We start from the raw sequence: 14,454 nt of genomic DNA on the forward strand, positions 1-14,454 counted from the left end.
AATATAATACCAAATAATCTTGAGCATGCTTTAGTTCTGTGCTACGATTCAGAGAGAGAGTAAGTACTTTTTTACATAAGTTTCGTCAGATGAGAGAAGGATTAACCATGAATGCTGTACATAACGTCATGGAAACTGCGGTAAGAGATCTTCTGGACCAACAGTGGGAGAATCTGTCGATTTCCTGTCATTGCGAGATGTGTAAACTCGATGTATACGCATTGAGCTTGAATCGGCTCAAACCTCGTTATGTCAGAGATCAGTCGGGAAGCATGTACGCGAAAGCAAGTCTGATGACTACCCAGGCGCGAGCAACAATCTTAACAGCAATCACTGAAAGCGCCAAAGTGGTTTCCGCTTATCCGCACCATTAAAAGGCGCATCTTCAAATCATGGTCACAAAAATGAACTTTTCGTACCTATGTCTTGATGCATTGATTCATTAGCTGGGCTACAATGAACTGCACACAATTGAGCATAGATTTAGTTGAATCATAGAAAGCAAAACCCCCGCTGAAAAGGAAGAGCAGCGGGGGTTTCGTATATGAGGATCAAGATCTCGATTTGAAGAAATCGCGATTGATCTGAATGTACTTCTGTTCACTTTCCGGAACTTCATCCTCCGGATAAATGGCTTCTACGGGGCAGACAGCCTCACAAGCGCCGCAGTCAATGCACACATCCGGATCAATATACATTTGTGTGTTGTCTTCAACAATACAGTCAACAGGACATGTTTCGATACATTCGCCGGCTTTTTCATTTTCGCAGGCAGAAGTGATTACGAAAGCCATGAAAAGGAACTCCTTTCAAAATAGAAATCATGATAAACTACTTCCATTATTATGAACAATTTTTGAACAAAAAACAATCGTTTTCATAGAAGACGGCGGATAAAAATGATAGAACTTTTTAATTTGTTTTATTTAAAAAGAACAACGGAGCCAGTATCAATCCAGAAAGAAAACCGATCAGATGGCCCATCACATCAATATCCGCACCGATGAATGAGCTGATCAAGCTGATGAGAACGATGACAAAGACAACCGTCTGGTCTTGTCGGGAGAGAGTTTCTCTCCTGAAAATTACGAGAAAAATGTAGATGCCGAGAAGCCCGAACAGTGCTCCGCTTGCGCCGTAGTGGCTGAAGCCGGCGGGCTCAAGGAACAACGCAGCGATGTTCGCAATCATGCCTGTTGCCAAAAAGGCGGTTGCGTATCGCCATTTTCCAAGCATCACTTCGAGCGCGGGTCCGAAAATAAAAAGAGAGAACGCGTTAAATAAGATGTGTGAAAAATGAATATGCAGGAAAATCGGCGTTATGATCTGCCACCACGCACCCTGATTCAAAATCGCGTCGTTTGAACCTGCGGAAAACAGAAACATACGAAGCGCGAATTCCGGCGCAATATGCCATGTTCCGGTGACTAAAAACAGCAGATAAATGAAGAGATCAACAGCGAGAATGATCGCGGTAACCGGATAAAGCTTTATAAAGAGTTTGAATGATTCGTTTCTGATAAACAAAGCAGCATAAAACCCCCTTGAAGAATGATCTTGTACTAAGTATAGGGTAAAATAGAAATCAGTGGTAGCGAAAAAATGGTTTGCCGAACAAACGAATGATGTCGGACAATGATCTTTCCCCCCATTTTAACCGTCATTGAATGCTTTTACACATAGATGACCGTTAACTAAATGAGCGGCTAACTTCATTGATCAAACGCTTCTTATGCTATTTTTTTCATCAATTGTTCCATTTACTAGATACTGCAAACATAAGGCGGGAGTGCTCTATGATTAAAGGGATCGGCGTTGATCTGATCGAACTGGATCGAGTAGCCAAACAGATTCATCAGGACGCGTTTCTCGAACGTGTCCTGACTGAGAAGGAACGCAAACAATTTGATATACTTAGCGGCAGGCGCAAGCTGGAATTTCTGGCGGGCCGTTTTTCTGCGAAAGAGGCCTATGCGAAAGCGTGCGGCACAGGAATCGGAAAATCCGTTTCCTTTCAGGATCTGACCATCATCAACGATTCCTTTGGCAAACCGCTGCTTGAGGATCGAACCTCTCCCGGCGACACCGTCCATGTATCGATTACACATACAGATCACACCGCTGCTGCTTTTGTTATTATTGAAAGCTTGTCATGCTAGTCTGCATATTAAAGAACCTTGTCTCATATAGTTTATTACGCTAGGAGGGACTATTGTGCACGTTGTTTCGCGAGAAGAAATGCAGAACATTGATCAGTACACCATAACACATATCGGGCTGGGAGGACCGGTGCTTATGGAGAATGCGGGTCGCGCCGTTTATGCGGCGATCGAGCCGGAACTGACAGTAGGAAAACAGGTCATGGTCATTATTGGAAAGGGGAATAACGGCGGCGATGGGTTTGTCACCGCTCGGTTGCTGCTGGACAGCGGCACGTGTGCCACAACATGGCTCGTGGCAGATCCGCAGCAAATTACAGGGGATGCTGCCTGCCACATGAAGGCTTATCTCGCGAGCGGGGGAACAATTTTCCAGGTAAAAGATGATCCCAAGCGCTTTGCGAGACAGTTGGAACGGGCAGAGCTGATTGTTGATGCTTTGCTGGGAACGGGCGTTCATGGAGCACCGTATCCCGAATATGGTGAGGTGATCAGGCAAATCAATCATTCGAGTGCAGAGGTTGTTTCGATTGATCTTCCAAGCGGCGTTCCTGCAAACGGTGAATCATTTACGCATCCGGTAGTAACTGCCGACCGAACCTTAACACTGGAATGTCCAAAGCTGGCTCAGTTTGTCCTGCCTGCTGCCAGATCATTTGGAGCCGTTCAGGTGCTTCCGATCGGTATTCCGCACATCGCATATCGTGAAACATCGGTTCGCCGTGAGCTGCGGATGAGAGCGGACGTTGTTCGGACGCTTCCGCAGCGCGATCCTTTTTCACACAAAGGTTCACATGGCAAAGGACTGCTGATCGCGGGCAGCACCGATATGCCGGGTGCAGCCTTTTTCTCAGCCAAATCGGCACTTCGTTCTGGTATCGGCTTGCTGAAAGTAAGTGTTCCGGATACGATTAAGCCTGTGATTGCGGGTTGGCTGCCGGAGACGATGTTCATGCCAAGGAATCGGATCAGCCTTGATGGCGTGTCCGGAGTTGTGATCGGACCGGGACTTGGGCGGCAATCTCATGAAGAAACGCTCGTTTGCCAAGTTGTTGAAGAAAGCGGCGCGATACCCTGCGTCATTGATGCCGACGCACTCATTCATTTGAAGCACCATTTGGATCTGCTGCCTAGACGCAGTGTTCCTGCCGTATTGTCACCGCATCCGGGTGAGATGGCTGCTCTGACGGGTAATACGGTTAAGGAGATTGAAAGCACCCGATTTGATTGTTCCAAGGCTTTCGCGGAAAAGTATCATGTTTATCTTGTACTCAAAGGCAAGTATACGATCATCACAGCCCCGGACGGGCGGCAAATGGTTAACCCAACCGGAAATGCTGCTTTGGCAAAGGGCGGTTCAGGCGACATTCTGACCGGTATCCTGCTTGCGTTTTTGCTTCAGCACGAACAAGTAATGGATGCGGTATGCAACGCGGTCTATGTGCACGGTGCAGCCGCGGACAATCTGGTTGATGGCGGTCACTCACTGCTCGATGTGCTGGCGACCGATGTTATTGAAGCGATTCCTCCTGTTCTGCATGACTTTTACAGCGAAACAGCGCACCTTTAAGCAGTTCCTCCTTTGTCACCGAATAGAGGCAAAGGGGTTGGAGATACATGAAAAAGTGGTCGGCATTATGGCTTGGTGCGATTCTGGTTTTGGCATTATTAACCGGATGCGGCACCAAATCGGAAAAAGATGTCATCAATGATTTGAACAAGCGTTATGAGAATCTCAACAGCTATTCAACCGATGCAGTCATGACTTTCCAGCATAATGGGAAGAAGCAAACCTATCAGGTCAATGTCATGTACAAGAAACCGAACTATTATAAAGTGGCGCTCAGCGATGGAAAAAAAGAGAACAAGCAGATGATTCTGCGCAATAAAGAGGGTGTCTTTGTCCTGACCCCGGAACTGAATAAGAGCTATCGATTTGAGAGTGACTGGCCGAATAATCGCAGTCAGGCCTATCTGTATCATTCGCTGGCAAAGGATATTTTAAACGATCCGAATCCGGGCTTCACGGCAAAAGATAATCAGTATGTTTTTAAAACCAAAACCAACTACAATACCACGCAGCTGGCAAATCAAACGATTTCTTTGAAAAAGGATCTGACTCCGGAAAATGTGCAGATCAAGGATAAAGATGAGAATGTCGTGGTAAATGTCACATTCAAATCCTTCAAAGTGAATCCGTCACTGAGTAACAAAACATTTGATGTAAAGCAGAACATGACGGCGGCTCGGATTACCAAAACACAAACGACAACCGCTGAGAATGCCTCATTTAAACTTTTATATCCGACAGCAGAGCTCTCGGGGGCCAAGCTGGCGACTGTGAAACCGCAGGCCACTCAAGTCGGTGATCGCTATGTATTAAAATATGAAGGCAAGAAGCCATTCACACTCATTGAATCAAAGAGTCAGTCATCGGTAACCTCCGTACCGACGCTTGCGACGGGGAGTCCTGAAAATCTTGGCTTTGCCATTGGTTCCAGTGGTGAAAAATCACTATCGTGGTCTTATAGGGGAACGGATTATTTCTTGGCCTCAGACAAATTGACACAAGATGAAATGGTAACCATTGCTCAATCTGTCAATGGAATCGCAACAAAATAACGAATAACTGCCGGCGCTCCGCTCCTCGTGATCGGGCGCTTTTTTAATTGCAGGCGATGTGAAATGCCCGTCGTGTTGACTGGCTCACCTGCCGCCTGTTTGATGATTTTGGAGGTGAAAGCGAGCTTTCATTCTCTATTTCATCAACACAGATGAACCCTTCATCAAGTCAAAGGGGTTGAAAGTCTGGGTTTTTTACGAATGAGCCAATAAATAGTAACGAACAACCTATTCCTTAATCAAGCCGACTGCATTAAAACGCTCCGTCTGGCTGAGAAGTCGCATACTTTATCATGGAAGCGCAGTGACGGATGTGTCGCAAAATCATCTTTTGTTTTTTTGCGAGAAGTGCTTAAATAGAAAGAGAAAACCTTGTCGAAAAAAGAAGATGAAGATAAGGTAAGGCTTAGTTGCTTGCACTACTTATTTATGGCGAGCGGAAAGCCTGCTCGTAAACTTTATTCAATGGATTGGGTGGTTGAGCGAACGATGACAGCTGCATCTTATTACAGGGAAACATGGGCGGATATTGACTTGGACGCGGTCGCGATTAATGTTCGAAATATGAAGAAGCGCATTCCGGAGGACGTCGCTTTGCTTGCGGTTGTCAAAGCAAACGGATATGGGCATGGTGCTTTGCAGATTGCGCAGACCGCGCTGGATAACGGTGCATCCTGGCTTGCGGTCGCTCTGTTCGATGAGGCGCTTGCCCTTCGCAAGCAGGGTATTGAAGCACCAATCTTAGTCCTGTCTCCTGTCCCGCCACAGCATGCGGGCCTTGCAGCCAAAAATCATATTGCTTTGACGGTATCTGATGGACAATGGGTCAAACGTGCACGGGAAAGCTACACTGCTAAAGAGCCGGTTTTCCTGCATCTTTCCTGTGACACCGGTATGGGCAGAATCGGCATTCGAAGCAGGGATGAAGCATCCGCATTTGTCGCTGAAATCGGCAGGGATCCTTGCTTTGTCATAGAAGGAATGTTTACCCATTTCGCTACGGCTGATCAGGATGACGAAGCTTATTTTAATGAACAGTACACACGCTTTGAAATGATGGTGGACTGGATTCAGGAACTTGGCGTACGTCCTGCGGTGATTCATTGCGGCAACAGCGCGACGACCTTGAAATATCCTGCGGAGAAACGGCATTTGTTTAATTTGGTGCGCTATGGAATTGCGATGTACGGTCTCTCTCCTTCTCAGGAAATGGTGAAGCAGCTTCCGTTTGAACTTAAGCGAGCAATGTCGCTGCACAGCCGATTGACCTACGTAAAGCAAGTAGAAAAAGGGTCGTTTATCGGATACGGCGCAACATACCAATCCTCCAAGGATGAATGGATCGGTACTGTGCCGATCGGTTACGCGGACGGCTGGCTGCGCGGATTGCAGGGCACCGATGTTCTGATCGATGGTCAGAGATGCCCGATTGTCGGTCGAATCTGCATGGATCAGTTCATGTGCCGGCTTCCGCAGGCGTATCCCGAAGGAACGGAAGTAACGTTAATCGGAAAAAACGGTGCTGAGGAAGTTACTGCTGATGAACGTGCGCGGCAGCTGCAAACGATTAATTACGAAGTAACCTGCATGATTCACCCTCGCGTTCCACGCGTCTATTGGAAAAACAGTGAGAAAATAGCAACGAGCAATCCGATTTTATCTGCTGCGGATGAAACATGAATCGATAAATCAGCAAAAAAATGAAAAAAATAACACAATTAAGCATAAAAGCACTCGATTTTTGGCGAAAATAGCTTTGCAAAATAAATTTGAAATGGTAACATAAATTTTAGATCAAAAAATGATATATTCTGACGAAAGTGGTGGGGGTGCAGGCATGTCGGAATCAAAGATAAAGGAAATCATGCTGAGTTTGCCGCAACATTTACTGAATGAGATTGATGGAATGGCGAGTCGGGACAAGATGAATCGCAGCGAATTTCTCCATCGCGCAATCAGACTGTATCTGCGTGAGCGTAACAAAGGCTATGTCCGTGAAATTATGCGTCAGGGCTACATGGAAATGGCTAAAATCAACCTTAACATTGCTTCTGAGGCATTCCTTGCTGAAGAGGAGGCAGAGATCACAATGGAACGCTCCGTCAGCGGGGTGTAACCGGTGATTGTTAAGCGCGGCGACGTCTATTTTGCGGATCTTTCACCGGTCGTTGGATCAGAACAAGGCGGTGTACGCCCGGTTCTAATCATACAGAACGACATTGGCAATCGCTTTAGCCCAACGGTTGTAGTAGCGGCCATCACCGCTCAAATTCAAAAAGCCAAATTGCCGACTCATGTGGAGATCGATGCGAAAAAATACGGCTTTGATCGTGACTCGGTTATTCTGCTCGAGCAGATCAGAACCATTGACAAGCAGCGACTGACGGATAAAATCACGCATTTGGATGAAGAAATGATGGGTCGGGTAAACAAAGCGATTCAGATCAGTCTCAGCCTGATCGACTTTTGAATCGCATACATACATAACGTAACGGGAAGTGCTTTTCCGATCAGAAAGGCACTTCTTTTTTTATACACTAATAAGTTATGTCAGCTAAAAAAGATGAACTGAAATCAGTATAAACGGTTTGGAAAATCCAATGACACCCACTCCCCACTTCCTGTGAGTAACGTTGATATTGCCACATGCGGAAAGCACGTCTTTTGACGAATCCAGATCATTCGGGACCGTCGCGGCAGCAGTTTTATCTTTTACCAAAGGCCTGACGAAACCCAAGTTTTCGATTGTTCATTTAAAGCTGGTAATTTGCTCAGTAGAGCTATTCGTGTTGAATTTTGCCATTCATATTTTTTGCCATAATCGCCAATACATGAAATAATTAGTGAAAGAAGTTGTGTCTTTTTTTTGACATAAAGAATTACTGAAAACGTTTTATCTCATTTAGTTAGAATATTCATTAATTAGAGAGTTCCTTAGTCTATGGCTGTTTGAGGGGAGTGAGCTGCAGTGGGTACGATGGAAGATGAGCCGCATCTCGCTGTATATCGGGATTTACTTGCACGTTATGTTGCTCAAGATTCAGAAGCAACCGAAGAAAGTGAGCGGTTAAGCGAGCTTTTTCATGAGCGAGGCGTGTCACCTGACGATCTTGTCGCGATGCATCTTGACGCATTGAAGCAAATTGCGGTAAATCCTGATCGTGTGACACTTCGGTCCATTGATTTTTTGATGAAAATGATGTCGGGGTATGGGCATGATTACAGGGAACATCAGGAACTTAAAAGCCGTCAGAAACAATTAGACACCGAGATTGATGTTGCGGCCGAGGTACAGAAGGCACTCCTTGAGGGGAAAGTCCCCAGTTGTCCGTTCGCGGATATTGGCGCAGTCAGCGTGCCGGCGAAGAAAATGAGCGGGGACTACTATCGCATTGTCAATGATGGGAAACGCTTGGCTGTCACGATCGCCGACATTGTTGGAAAGGGTATTCCTGCTGCAATGTGTATGTCGATGATTAAGTATGCGATGGACAGTATTCCTGAAAATAATCAGGGCGCGCCATCGTCTATTCTTGCTAACCTGAATCGAGTGGTTGAACGCAATGTAGACCCAAGTATGTTTATTACTATGTTTTACGGCGTTTATGATCCTGAAACCCATATTTTCTCAAACTCTTCGGCCGGTCATGAACCGGGTTTTTATTATTCGAAGCGTGAGAATCGGTTTGTTGATCTTGAGGCCAGAGGATTATCGCTTGGCCTCGCTCCTGAATCCAAATATAAAGAGTACGCTCGGAGAATTGAGCCGGGCGATATGATTTTTCTCTTGACCGATGGTGTAACCGAAATTCGAAAGGACCATGATTTTATTGAACGTGAACAGATCGTGGAAATCATTCGTGAAGTCATGCATATGCCTGCGGCACGCTTGGTACGTCATGTTATGTATGAATTAAAGAAAATGCAGAAATATTCATTTGATGATGACTTTACATTTATTGCGATGAAGTTTTAGGTTTTGCGGGCCATACACTTGGGTATTGATCTATAAAGATGCTTAGCAAGCAGGAGGATAATCATGAATATATCAATTGAGCGGGAAGCAAAAGGAGAGAAAATTTATCTTGTCGCCGTGGAGGGAGAAATCGACGTATTCACAGCGCCTGAATTGAAGAAGGGTTTGCTTCCGTTAACAGAAATTGAAGATGGGAAATTGATTTTAGATCTTAATAAAACAAAATATATGGACAGCACGGCACTTGGCGTTATTGTTGCCGCACTTAAATCGGCAGCAAAACACAATTGTCGGTTTTCTGTAATCGGTATGACGCCACGAATTAAAAGGTTGTTTGAAATCACCGGATTAATGGATCTTCTTACGAGAGCACAGATAAGCGGGGGGAGCGCAAATGCCTGAAACGAATGATGTGATTCGGCTTAGCATTCCGGCAAAGCCTGAATTTGTCGGAATCGCGCGGCTTGCCTGTTCCGGGGCAGCAAGTAGAATGGGCTACTCGTTCGACGCGATTGAAGATATCAAAGTTGCTGTGTCCGAAGCCTGCACCAATGCGGTCAGTCATGGATATAAGAAAAACGGAATCGGTCAGATCCAGATTATTATGGAATGCGGCAATGAGGCGCTGACGCTTACGGTGCTGCATAATGGAGAAAGTTTTGATGCAAACCAAGCGCTGCAGAAACTGCGGCCGATCGATCCTTCGGCCGACCTTGACGATGTTAATGAAGGGGGACTGGGTCTGTTTCTAATCAATGCGCTGATGGATCAGGTAACGATCAGTACGGAATGCGGTGTAGCTGTCCGAATGATCAAGTTTGTAACTAGGGACGGGGTGGAGCGCATTGCCAACAAAGTCTCAACAACAGAATGAGATTCTGAAATGGATTGCTGATCTTCAAAAAAAGCCTGAGGATGAGCAGCTGCAAACGAAAATAATTCATCGCTATGAGAATTTAGTTGGCGCACTTGCTGGCAAATTTGCGAAGAACAGCGATGTGCGCGAGGATCTTTATCAAGTGGGAATGATCGGTTTGATTGCTGCCATTAAGCGATTCAATCCTGAGGTTGGAGGGAGCTTTGAATCCTTTGCCGTTCCGACGATCATCGGAGAAATAAAGCGCTACATCAGAGATAAGACGTGGAGTGTCCATGTGCCAAGACGTGTCAAAGAACTCAGTCCGAAGATCCGACGCATAACCGAAACGCTGACGAACTCGCTCCAACGCTCCCCGAGGATTGATGAAATTGCCGCAGCCGTTGGAGAAAGTGAGGAAAGCATTCTTGAAGCCATGGAAATGGCTCGAGGCTATAACACCTTATCTGTGGATTCGAAAATCGACGGTGATGCTGAAGGCGCAGCAATGACACTGCTCGATATTGTCGGCAGGCAGGAGAGCGGCTACGAACAGGTGCATAAGAAACTCATTTTAAGCAAGGCTTTCCAGGTACTCTCCGAGAGAGAGAAGAAGATTCTGGTCAGTACCTATTATGACAATCTCAGCCAAAAAGAAACGGGCGCGCGACTCGGGATTTCACAGATGCATGTCTCTCGTCTGCAAAGAAATGCACTTCGCAAGTTACGGGATCATCTTCCTCAGAAAGATGAAGTAGGATTCTCGACTAATAAGTGATCGTCCATTCAGACAGCTCGTTATCGGACGAGCTGTTTTTGTTTTCATTCATCTATTTGCTCAGACGAACAGGTCTGTTTTCTGATATGATAGACGAGAAGGAGACGATAACATGGATGAAATTATTTTACATATAGCAAAAAAACTAAACATCTCTGCACCGCAGATAGCGCGCACCATAGGGCTCCTGGAGGATGACAATACGATACCTTTTGTTGCACGCTATCGGAAAGAGATGACCGGCGGGCTGGATGAAGTTCAAATAGAAAAAATACAAGATGCCTATACATACAGCAAGCAATTAGATAAACGCAAGATCGAAGTCATTAACCGGATTGAAGAGCAGGGTAAATTGACGGACCTGCTTAAACAGAAAGTCAATCGTGCATTGACGTTGCAGGAAGTAGAAGATCTTTACCTTCCTTATCGACAGAAACGGCGCACACGCGCATCAGTTGCAAAGGAAAAAGGGCTGGAACCATTAGCTGATTGGCTGATGCGCTTGCCATCTGATCCTGTGGAACCCTTTGCCAAAGGTTATGTTTCCGAACAGCTGCAGGTAGCTTCGGTTGAGGAAGCGTTGCAAGGTGCACTGGATATTATTGCCGAACGCGTTGCTGAACGCGCCGAATTGCGGGTACTGGCGCGCAGGCGAACGGCTGAACAGGGAATGATTCATGTCCAAGCGAAGCATCAGGAACTTGATGAGAAGCATGTATATGCCAACTACTATGCCTATGAAGAACGGATAAAAACGCTTGTTCCTCACCGAATTTTAGCAATTAATCGTGGGGAAAAAGAAGAGATACTTAAAGTATCTGTAGAAGCGCCTGAAGAATCGATTCTTCAGGCGATCAAACACGCATTGAATCCGGGAAAACGGACAACGGCGGAGAGTCTGCTGAATACATGTGCAGAAGATGCCTACAAGCGCTTGATTGCCCCATCTGTTGAACGAGAGCTGAGACAGTCATTGACGGAAAGGGCTGAGCAGCAGGCGATTCATATTTTTGCGGAGAATCTTCGCGGATTACTCCTTCAGACGCCCCTGAAAGAGCGTACGGTACTCGGCGTCGATCCTGCCTACCGCACAGGTTGCAAGCTTGCTGTTGTTGATCCGACCGGAAAAGTGCTGAACATCTCGCTTATTTATCCGACACCGCCAAAATCGGATATCGAGGGCGCAAGGCAAAAGGTTCTGGAACTGATTGACCGCTATCACATTGATATGGTGGCAATAGGAAACGGTACGGCATCGCGAGAAACCGAAGCTTTTATTGCCGAGACGTTGAAACAGGTGACCGGGCGCAAACTTTTTTATATGATTGTCAATGAAGCGGGCGCAAGCGTTTATTCTGCTTCTGCGCTTGCCCGCGAAGAGTTTCCGGATCTGCATGTTGAGGAACGCAGCGCTGTTTCTATTGCGCGGAGGCTCCAAGACCCGCTTGCGGAGCTTGTGAAAGTGGATCCGAAATCTGTGGGTGTCGGTGAATATCAGCATGACGTATCACAGCGTCAATTAGCAAAATCGTTGCAGTTTGTCGTAGAGACGGTTGTGAATCAGGTTGGCGTTAACATTAACACCGCTTCACCTCAACTGCTTCATTATGTATCCGGACTGTCGAAAACGGTAGCCAATAATGTGATTGCGGAGCGTGAAAAGCTCGGTCGATTTGAAAGCATGACGCAGCTAAAAAAAGTACCGAGACTCGGTGCGCGCGCTTTCGAGCAATCGGCGGGGTTCCTGCGAATCAGCGGAGGCAGAAATCCGTTGGATAATACACCGATTCATCCGGAAAGCTATCATGTAGCAGGGAATCTGCTCAAAAAGGCGGATTGCGATGTTGAAAAAATCGGGACTCAGGAACTGATTGATAAGCTGCAGGCATTGGATGTGAAGCGAACTGCCGATGAACTCTCTGTTGGCGAACTGACTTTGCAAGACATGATTGAGGCACTGATTCGACCTGGTCGCGATCCGCGCGACGACCTGAAAAAACCGCTGCTTAAGACAGATGTTCTAAAGATGGAAGATTTGAAACCGGGCATGAAGCTGGAAGGAACGATCCGTAATGTTGTGGATTTCGGTGCTTTTGTTGATATTGGTGTGAAGCAGGACGGCTTGGTTCATTTATCAAAACTTGCTGCGCGCTATGTCCGTCATCCGCTTGATGTTGTTCGTGTCGGTGAAATTGTCACCGTTTGGGTGGAACAAGTGGATACACAAAAAGGACGTATTTCATTAACAATGGTTGATTCAAGTAAAAAATTGCAGAATTGATGACCGGTGGAGGTGAGGCCATGACTGATGAAGAACTTCAAAAGCTTGTGGAACAGGTATCGATAGAGAGCTTCCATCGTCCTTTTCGTCACCAAGCAGTCTTTAATTCACGACTTCGAACAACCGGGGGACGCTATTTGCTGAACTCGCACCGGATTGAGTTCAATGCACGGCAGCTTAATTATTTTGGCTTAGAAGACTTTCTAAAGATTATTAAACACGAATTGTGCCATTATCACCTTCATCTGCTGGGATTGGGCTACCGCCACAGAGATAGCGATTTTCGCACGCTGCTGGCAAGAGTAGGCGGTTCACGATTTTGCGAAGTAATTCCGAACACGCGCACGGGTTCGTCCATTCGTTACCACTATCAATGTTCTACTTGTGAAACAAATTTCTATCGTAAGAGAAAGTTAGATACCGCACGTTATGTTTGCGGCGCATGCGGCGGTACGATTCGGCTTATCAGCAAGACACGTGTCGATCATTTTAAATAAGATTAAAAATAGGGTTGACGTGGGATCTTAATCTGTGTTAAATTATTTAAGTCGTCAAAAGGACAAACGATTGTGTCGCTCGAATTTATATTGACAAATGGATTAACACAGTTTAGAATAGCATATGCATTTGTTTTTTTTGGACCACTTATTCCACAGTAGCTCAGTGGTAGAGCAATCGGCTGTTAACCGATCGGTCGTAGGTTCGAATCCTACCTGTGGAGCCACGGAGAAGTACCCAAGCTGGCTGAAGGGGCTCCCCTGCTAAGGGAGTAGACGGTGTAAATCGTGCGAGGGTTCGAATCCCTCCTTCTCCGCCATTTTTATGGCCCGTTCGTCAAGTGGTTAAGACACCACCCTTTCACGGTGGGTTCATGGGTTCGAATCCCGTACGGGTCACCATTTATAATAAGGGTTATTTGAGGATCCGTGGTGTAGGGGTTAACATGCCTGCCTGTCACGCAGGAGATCGGCGGTTCAAATCCGCTCGGATCCGCCATTTATCAACTATGATAGAAGAAAACGATATGTGTTTCGATACATAATTGTTTTTGGCCCATAGCCAAGCGGTAAGGCAACGGTTTTTGGTGCCGTCATGCGCTGGTTCGAATCCAGCTGGGCCAGCCACATGAGCCACTAGCTCAGGGGTAGAGCATCTGACTTTTAATCAGAGGGTCGAAGGTTCAAATCCTTCGTGGCTCATTTTATGCGGGTGTGGCGGAATTGGCAGACGCGCTAGATTTAGGATCTAGTGTTTTCCAACGTGGGGGTTCGAGTCCCTTCACCCGCACCAATTAATTGAATATGCGGTCGTGGCGGAATGGCAGACGCGCTAGCTTGAGGGGCTAGTGGAGGCAACTTCGTGGAGGTTCGAGTCCTCTCGACCGCACCATTTTAATTTTGCGCCCTTAGCTCAATTGGATAGAGCGTCTGACTACGGATCAGAAGGTTGGGGATTCGACTTCTCTAGGGCGCACCATTGTCGGGAAGTGGCTCAGCTTGGTAGAGCATCTGGTTTGGGACCAGAGGGTCGCAGGTTCAAATCCTGTCTTCCCGACCATCTTTGCGGGTGTAGTTTAGTGGTAAAACAAGAGCCTTCCAAGCTCTGGTCGTGGGTTCGATTCCCATCACCCGCTCCATTATGATAATGGGCCTGTAGCTCAGCCGGTTAGAGCGCACGCCTGATAAGCGTGAGGTCGGTGGTTCGAGTCCACTCAGGCCCACCATTATTAATTAATGTATATGAATGTTCCTTGAAAACTGAACAAAAGCCAAGCGTGATAAA

The 14,454-nt window shown here is 46.4% G+C and carries 15 protein-coding genes and 12 tRNA genes; 25 read left to right on the top strand and 2 right to left on the bottom strand.

The window, feature by feature from the left end; translation table 11 throughout:
• Positions 1-107 precede the first annotated feature (107 nt).
• Positions 108-374 carry a late competence development ComFB family protein gene (locus tag NIE88_RS20965; RefSeq protein WP_253065417.1) on the top strand — a complete coding sequence of 89 codons (267 nt, stop codon included), beginning with the start codon at positions 108-110 and terminating at the stop codon, positions 372-374.
• Positions 375-551: 177 nt separating this feature from the next.
• Here NIE88_RS20965 and NIE88_RS20970 read toward each other — a convergent pair whose 3' ends face one another.
• Both NIE88_RS20970 and NIE88_RS20975 read right to left on the bottom strand, forming a co-directional pair.
• Positions 552-794 (bottom strand): ferredoxin family protein, encoded by a 243-nt coding sequence (locus NIE88_RS20970; protein WP_253065419.1) that lies wholly within the window; start codon positions 792-794, stop codon positions 552-554.
• A 118-nt stretch (positions 795-912) separates the two neighbouring features.
• Positions 913-1,527 carry a rhomboid family intramembrane serine protease gene (locus NIE88_RS20975; RefSeq protein ID WP_253065421.1) on the bottom strand — a complete coding sequence of 205 codons (615 nt, stop codon included), beginning with the start codon at positions 1,525-1,527 and terminating at the stop codon, positions 913-915.
• A 269-nt stretch (positions 1,528-1,796) separates the two neighbouring features.
• On the opposite strand from NIE88_RS20975, the gene acpS reads away from it, so the two are divergent.
• From acpS to NIE88_RS21095, 24 genes are all read left to right on the top strand, one after another.
• Positions 1,797-2,159 carry a holo-ACP synthase gene (acpS, locus tag NIE88_RS20980; protein WP_253065423.1) on the top strand — a complete coding sequence of 121 codons (363 nt, stop codon included), beginning with the start codon at positions 1,797-1,799 and terminating at the stop codon, positions 2,157-2,159.
• A 55-nt stretch (positions 2,160-2,214) separates the two neighbouring features.
• Complete coding sequence (locus NIE88_RS22655; protein WP_253065425.1) at positions 2,215-3,729, top strand: NAD(P)H-hydrate dehydratase; 1,515 nt, start codon at positions 2,215-2,217, stop codon at positions 3,727-3,729.
• A 47-nt stretch (positions 3,730-3,776) separates the two neighbouring features.
• Entirely contained in the window at positions 3,777-4,781 is a 1,005-nt protein-coding gene (locus NIE88_RS20990; protein ID WP_253065427.1) for a LolA family protein, read from the top strand.
• Between the two features lie 489 nt (positions 4,782-5,270).
• Positions 5,271-6,461 (top strand): alanine racemase, encoded by a 1,191-nt coding sequence (gene alr / locus NIE88_RS20995; RefSeq protein ID WP_253065451.1) that lies wholly within the window; start codon positions 5,271-5,273, stop codon positions 6,459-6,461.
• A gap of 157 nt (positions 6,462-6,618) precedes the next feature.
• A complete protein-coding gene (locus NIE88_RS21000) occupies positions 6,619-6,897 on the top strand; it encodes a CopG family ribbon-helix-helix protein (protein WP_253065429.1) in 279 nt (92 codons plus the stop codon).
• Positions 6,898-6,900: 3 nt separating this feature from the next.
• Entirely contained in the window at positions 6,901-7,251 is a 351-nt protein-coding gene (locus NIE88_RS21005) for a type II toxin-antitoxin system PemK/MazF family toxin (RefSeq protein ID WP_253065439.1), read from the top strand.
• Positions 7,252-7,758: 507 nt separating this feature from the next.
• Positions 7,759-8,757 carry a PP2C family protein-serine/threonine phosphatase gene (locus NIE88_RS21010; protein ID WP_253065453.1) on the top strand — a complete coding sequence of 333 codons (999 nt, stop codon included), beginning with the start codon at positions 7,759-7,761 and terminating at the stop codon, positions 8,755-8,757.
• A 63-nt stretch (positions 8,758-8,820) separates the two neighbouring features.
• A complete protein-coding gene (locus tag NIE88_RS21015) occupies positions 8,821-9,159 on the top strand; it encodes an STAS domain-containing protein (RefSeq protein WP_253065441.1) in 339 nt (112 codons plus the stop codon).
• Positions 9,152-9,631, top strand: coding sequence for an anti-sigma B factor RsbW (rsbW, locus tag NIE88_RS21020; RefSeq protein WP_253065443.1), 480 nt, complete (start codon positions 9,152-9,154; stop codon positions 9,629-9,631). The genes NIE88_RS21015 and rsbW overlap by 8 nt, the downstream gene beginning before the upstream one ends.
• Entirely contained in the window at positions 9,603-10,391 is a 789-nt protein-coding gene (gene sigB / locus NIE88_RS21025; RefSeq protein WP_253065445.1) for an RNA polymerase sigma factor SigB, read from the top strand. The genes rsbW and sigB overlap by 29 nt, the downstream gene beginning before the upstream one ends.
• Positions 10,392-10,503: 112 nt before the next feature.
• A complete protein-coding gene (locus tag NIE88_RS21030) occupies positions 10,504-12,672 on the top strand; it encodes a Tex family protein (RefSeq protein ID WP_253065447.1) in 2,169 nt (722 codons plus the stop codon).
• A gap of 20 nt (positions 12,673-12,692) precedes the next feature.
• A complete protein-coding gene (locus tag NIE88_RS21035) occupies positions 12,693-13,169 on the top strand; it encodes a SprT family protein (protein ID WP_253065449.1) in 477 nt (158 codons plus the stop codon).
• Between the two features lie 152 nt (positions 13,170-13,321).
• Positions 13,322-13,396 (top strand) — tRNA-Asn (locus NIE88_RS21040).
• Between the two features lies 1 nt (position 13,397).
• Positions 13,398-13,489, top strand: a tRNA-Ser gene (locus NIE88_RS21045).
• A 7-nt stretch (positions 13,490-13,496) separates the two neighbouring features.
• Positions 13,497-13,571: transfer RNA gene (locus NIE88_RS21050), tRNA-Glu, on the top strand.
• Between the two features lie 21 nt (positions 13,572-13,592).
• Positions 13,593-13,668, top strand: a tRNA-Asp gene (locus NIE88_RS21055).
• Between the two features lie 53 nt (positions 13,669-13,721).
• Positions 13,722-13,796 (top strand) — tRNA-Gln (locus tag NIE88_RS21060).
• A 3-nt stretch (positions 13,797-13,799) separates the two neighbouring features.
• A tRNA-Lys gene (locus tag NIE88_RS21065) sits at positions 13,800-13,871 on the top strand.
• 6 nt (positions 13,872-13,877) lie between these two features.
• A tRNA-Leu gene (locus tag NIE88_RS21070) sits at positions 13,878-13,962 on the top strand.
• Positions 13,963-13,975: 13 nt separating this feature from the next.
• Positions 13,976-14,061, top strand: a tRNA-Leu gene (locus NIE88_RS21075).
• Positions 14,062-14,071: 10 nt separating this feature from the next.
• Positions 14,072-14,148 (top strand) — tRNA-Arg (locus NIE88_RS21080).
• A 4-nt stretch (positions 14,149-14,152) separates the two neighbouring features.
• Positions 14,153-14,229 (top strand) — tRNA-Pro (locus NIE88_RS21085).
• 5 nt (positions 14,230-14,234) lie between these two features.
• Positions 14,235-14,308 (top strand) — tRNA-Gly (locus NIE88_RS21090).
• 10 nt (positions 14,309-14,318) lie between these two features.
• Positions 14,319-14,395 (top strand) — tRNA-Ile (locus NIE88_RS21095).
• The last annotated feature ends 59 nt before the right edge of the window (positions 14,396-14,454 follow it).

It is taken from the genome of Sporolactobacillus shoreicorticis, assembly GCF_024125445.1.
Taxonomy (GTDB): domain Bacteria; phylum Bacillota; class Bacilli; order Bacillales; family Sporolactobacillaceae; genus Sporolactobacillus; species Sporolactobacillus shoreicorticis.

Coding starts and splice junctions, on each gene's coding strand:
- NIE88_RS21015 (WP_253065441.1), top strand. CDS start 8,821: ATGAATATATCAATTGAGCGGGAAGCAAAAGGAGAGAAAATTTATCTT.
- NIE88_RS20965 (WP_253065417.1), top strand. CDS start 108: ATGAATGCTGTACATAACGTCATGGAAACTGCGGTAAGAGATCTTCTG.
- NIE88_RS21035 (WP_253065449.1), top strand. CDS start 12,693: ATGACTGATGAAGAACTTCAAAAGCTTGTGGAACAGGTATCGATAGAG.
- rsbW (WP_253065443.1), top strand. CDS start 9,152: ATGCCTGAAACGAATGATGTGATTCGGCTTAGCATTCCGGCAAAGCCT.
- acpS (WP_253065423.1), top strand. CDS start 1,797: ATGATTAAAGGGATCGGCGTTGATCTGATCGAACTGGATCGAGTAGCC.
- NIE88_RS21030 (WP_253065447.1), top strand. CDS start 10,504: ATGGATGAAATTATTTTACATATAGCAAAAAAACTAAACATCTCTGCA.
- NIE88_RS20970 (WP_253065419.1), bottom strand. CDS start 794: ATGGCTTTCGTAATCACTTCTGCCTGCGAAAATGAAAAAGCCGGCGAA.
- NIE88_RS21010 (WP_253065453.1), top strand. CDS start 7,759: ATGGAAGATGAGCCGCATCTCGCTGTATATCGGGATTTACTTGCACGT.
- NIE88_RS21000 (WP_253065429.1), top strand. CDS start 6,619: ATGTCGGAATCAAAGATAAAGGAAATCATGCTGAGTTTGCCGCAACAT.
- NIE88_RS20990 (WP_253065427.1), top strand. CDS start 3,777: ATGAAAAAGTGGTCGGCATTATGGCTTGGTGCGATTCTGGTTTTGGCA.
- alr (WP_253065451.1), top strand. CDS start 5,271: ATGACAGCTGCATCTTATTACAGGGAAACATGGGCGGATATTGACTTG.